Origin of the sequence: Streptomyces sp. W16 (assembly GCF_033194735.1) — a bacterium.
Classification (GTDB): Bacteria; Actinomycetota; Actinomycetes; order Streptomycetales; family Streptomycetaceae; genus Streptomyces.
Genome location: NZ_JAWOAI010000791.1, coordinates 1 through 3281, shown reverse-complemented (window position 1 = coordinate 3281; position 3281 = coordinate 1). Strand labels below are relative to the sequence as shown.

The following is a 3281-nucleotide window of genomic DNA, read 5'->3' as shown; positions in this document are numbered from 1 at the left end:
AGGCCCAGCCGGCGCAGTGCGCGGGTGGCGTTGGGGGCGAGCTGGATGCCGGCGCCGGCCTCCGCGAACCGTGACGTCTGTTCGACGACGGTCACCTCGCAGCCGGCGCGGCACAGGCTCAGGGCCGCGGCGAGCCCTCCGATGCCCGCCCCGACGACGATCGCTGTCACGGCATGGTCCTGGCACCGGTTCGATGGACTCACGCGGCTCTCCTCCGCTGCGGGCCTCCGGGCTCCCAGTCTCCCTCAGTACCGCGCCGCGCTCTCAAGCAGCGGCGGATACACGCCACTTGGCACCCCGTCCACCGTCGCGCCCGCGTACTTGAGCATGGTGCCGACCTGCTGGTTGAGGTCGTGGGGGAAGTTGAGGGTCGGCGTGGACGCCTCGTCGAGGGTGGCCGTCTGGGCCGGGGTGAGCTGGAGGTCCAGGGCGGCGAGGTTGGCTTCGAGGTGGGACAGGGTGCGGGGGCCGATGAGGGTGGACGTGACACCGGGTCGGGACCGGACCCAGGACAGGGCGGTGGCGGCGGAGGTCGCGCCCGCCTGCTCGGCCACTTCGGCGAGAGTGTCGATCACCTTGAACTGGGCGGCAGTTGGTGCGCCGAGGAGGGCAGCACGCCTGGTGTCGACGGGAGTTGACTGGTCGCGGGTGTATTTCCCGGACAGGTAGCCACTCTTGAGCGGGCCCCATGGCAGCACGGCCATCCCCGCGTCCTGGGCCAGCGGGATCAACTCGCCCTCGATGGTGCGTTCCAGGAGGGAGTACTCCATCTGGAGTGCGGTGACCGGGGTCCAGTCGCGCAGCAGGGCCGTCGTGTGGGCCTTCGCGGTGAACCAGGCGGGGGTGTCGGAGAAGCCGACGTAACGGATCCTGCCCGCCGTCACCAGGTCGTCCAGGGTGCGCAGGGTCTCCTCGACCGGCGTGGAACGGTCGTGGCTGTGCAGCCAGTACAGGTCGATGTAGTCGGTGCGGAGGCGGCGCAGCGAGTCCTCCAGCTGGCCGATGATCGCCTTGCGGCTGGCGCCGCCGCCGTTGGGGTCGCCGAGGTGGAGGTTGCCGTAGAACTTGGTGGCCAGGACGAGTCGGTCGCGCAGGCCGGGGTGGGCGGTGAGGTGGTCGCCGAGGATCGCCTCCGAGTGACCGTTCGTGTAGAAGTTCGCGGTGTCGACGAAGTTGCCGCCGCGGTCGAGGTAGGTCTGGAGGATCTTCTCCGACTCCTCGACGCTGCTGCCGAAGCCGCCGTCCTCGCCGAAGTTCATCGCCCCGAGGCAGAAGGGGCTCACCTTGAGGCCGGAACGGCCGAGGCCGACGTACGAGTCGAGTGCCATGAAATGCTCCTGGGGGAAGGCGGGTGGAAGACCAGCTCCGCAAGTGCACCACCGTGACCAGGGGAATCGTTAGGGCGATACCACCGCCCGCTTGCACGATCCTGTCGATCTGCCGCCTGGGCGGACGGTTGCGGGCCGCCCCTTCCGGTGCTTGGATCGGACGTGTACCCACCCGCACTTCTGCGTGAGCTGCGTGCCCTGATCGACCGGCATGCCGACCGTGCGCCCCTCGCCGTCGGCGGTCTGATGCTGAGCAGGGCGGACCGGCCCGAGGCGCCGAGCGCGAGTCTCGCCCGTCCGGTGCTGGCGGTCGTCGCGCAGGGCTCGAAGCGGCTCACCCTCGGCGACCGCGTCCATGACTACGGGGCCGGGCAGTACCTCGTCGTCTCGGTCGACCTGCCGGTCGCCGGGCACTACACGCGGGCCAGCCCCGAAGAACCCTTCCTCGCCTGCGGGTTCACCCTCGAACCCGCGAAGATCGCCGCACTGCTCCTGGAGGCCGGCACCGACCCGCTCCCCCACCGGACGGCCCCGCACGGGCTCGCCGTGTGCGACGCGCCCGCCGAACTCCTCGACGCGACAGTCCGGTTGCTACGGCTGCTCGACCGTCCCGGCGACGCCCCGGTGCTCGCGCCGTTGATCGAGAAGGAGATCCTGTGGCGGCTGATCACCGGTGAACAGGGCGCTCTCGTACGGCAGATCGGGCTCGCCGACAGTCAACTCACCCATATCGGCAGGGCCATTCGCTGGATCCGCGACCACCACACGGAAACGCTCCGCATCGAGGACCTGGCCCGGCTGGCCGGCATGAGCGCCTCCCCCTTCCACCGGCACTTCCGCGCGGTGACGGCGCTGACCCCGATCCAGTTCCAGAAGCGGATCCGCTTGCAGGAGGCCCGGTTGATGCTGCTGAGCAGCGCGGCGGACGTCGCCGACGTGGGCTTCGCGGTCGGCTACGACAGCGCGTCCCAGTTCAGCCGCGAATATCGCCGTGCGTTCGGCAGACCGCCGGGGCAGGATGCGGTACGGCTGCGGAGCGAGGTGGCGGGCACGCGCCCATGAACGGCACCGTGGACAGGGGGAGTTGAGGATGGCCGTCTTCGTCGGCGTCCGGGGTTTTCTGCAGTGCGACGAACCGCAGCTGGCCGAGCTCGAACGGATCATCCGCTCACCCGAGGTCGACTACCCGTACAACGAGGCGTGGGCCCTGCCCGGCCGCCACTACAACTGGGTTCACTACGTCTTCTACGGCGCCGACATCCACGCGAATTCGGTGGACCAGATGCTGGAGCTGCTGCGGACCATCGCCCGTATCCCGCCCTCCGACGACGACAACGACCACGTGACCGGGCTGTTCCACGCCAGCCACGAGATCGAGGGGATGAGCGAGTGGCAGATCCGTGACGGTCGGGTGCACATCAGCCACGCCGGCGACCGCCTTCGCTATCTCGACGAATGACGAACGGCGAATGACGAACGGCGACCCGGACGGCAAAAGAGTGTGACAGGGACAAGAGGACGGGATTTGATGCGTCCGTGAACGAGCCGAGCGAGCCCACCGGACCCAGCACCTTCCTGATCGGCGGCGGGTGGGGCACCCCCGTCGTCTACGAACCCTTCCTCCGCGCCGCGAGCGGCTCCTCCGGGTCCGTGCCCCGCATCGGCTGTGTGATCGTCGACGAGGGGGAGGGCGACGGGGACCGTCAATTCGCGCGCTACGACGCCGCGTTGAGGAGCGCCGCCGACTGCGCACCCGTGCCGGTGCTCGTGCCGATCGGTGGGCGCTTCGACATCGAGGTGGCCTCGGACGTCGACGGGCTGCTCGTGTGCGGCGGGCTGACCCCCGCCTACCAGGACGCCTTCGCCGGCTGTCTCGACCTGTTGCCCGGCCTCCTCGCCGAGCGGCGCGTCCCGTACGCCGGGTTCTCCGCCGGCGCCGCCCTCGCCGCGCCG

General features: G+C 70.0%; 4 protein-coding genes and 1 pseudogene. 3 read left to right on the top strand and 2 right to left on the bottom strand.

Going from position 1 to position 3281, the window contains the following annotated elements; genetic code table 11:
• Both R6V09_RS49330 and R6V09_RS49325 read right to left on the bottom strand, forming a co-directional pair.
• On the bottom strand, window positions 1-170 hold a 170-nt coding region (locus tag R6V09_RS49330), incomplete at its 3' end, for an FAD-dependent oxidoreductase (protein WP_317887966.1).
• A 75-nt stretch (window positions 171-245) separates the two neighbouring features.
• Window positions 246-1328, bottom strand: coding sequence for an aldo/keto reductase (locus R6V09_RS49325; protein WP_317887965.1), 1083 nt, complete (start codon window positions 1326-1328; stop codon window positions 246-248).
• A 162-nt stretch (window positions 1329-1490) separates the two neighbouring features.
• Here R6V09_RS49325 and R6V09_RS49320 point away from each other — a divergent pair, with 162 nt between their 5' ends.
• The 3 genes and pseudogenes from R6V09_RS49320 to R6V09_RS49310 all read left to right on the top strand — a co-directional run.
• Window positions 1491-2390, top strand: a complete 900-nt coding sequence (locus tag R6V09_RS49320) for an AraC family transcriptional regulator (RefSeq protein ID WP_317887964.1) — start codon at window positions 1491-1493, stop codon at window positions 2388-2390.
• Between the two features lie 28 nt (window positions 2391-2418).
• Window positions 2419-2787, top strand: coding sequence for a hypothetical protein (locus tag R6V09_RS49315; RefSeq protein ID WP_317887963.1), 369 nt, complete (start codon window positions 2419-2421; stop codon window positions 2785-2787).
• Between the two features lie 77 nt (window positions 2788-2864).
• Window positions 2865-3281 (top strand): annotated as a pseudogene (locus R6V09_RS49310) (hypothetical protein); the annotation flags it as partial.

Coding starts and splice junctions, on each gene's coding strand:
- R6V09_RS49325 (WP_317887965.1), bottom strand. CDS start 1,328: ATGGCACTCGACTCGTACGTCGGCCTCGGCCGTTCCGGCCTCAAGGTG.
- R6V09_RS49315 (WP_317887963.1), top strand. CDS start 2,419: ATGGCCGTCTTCGTCGGCGTCCGGGGTTTTCTGCAGTGCGACGAACCG.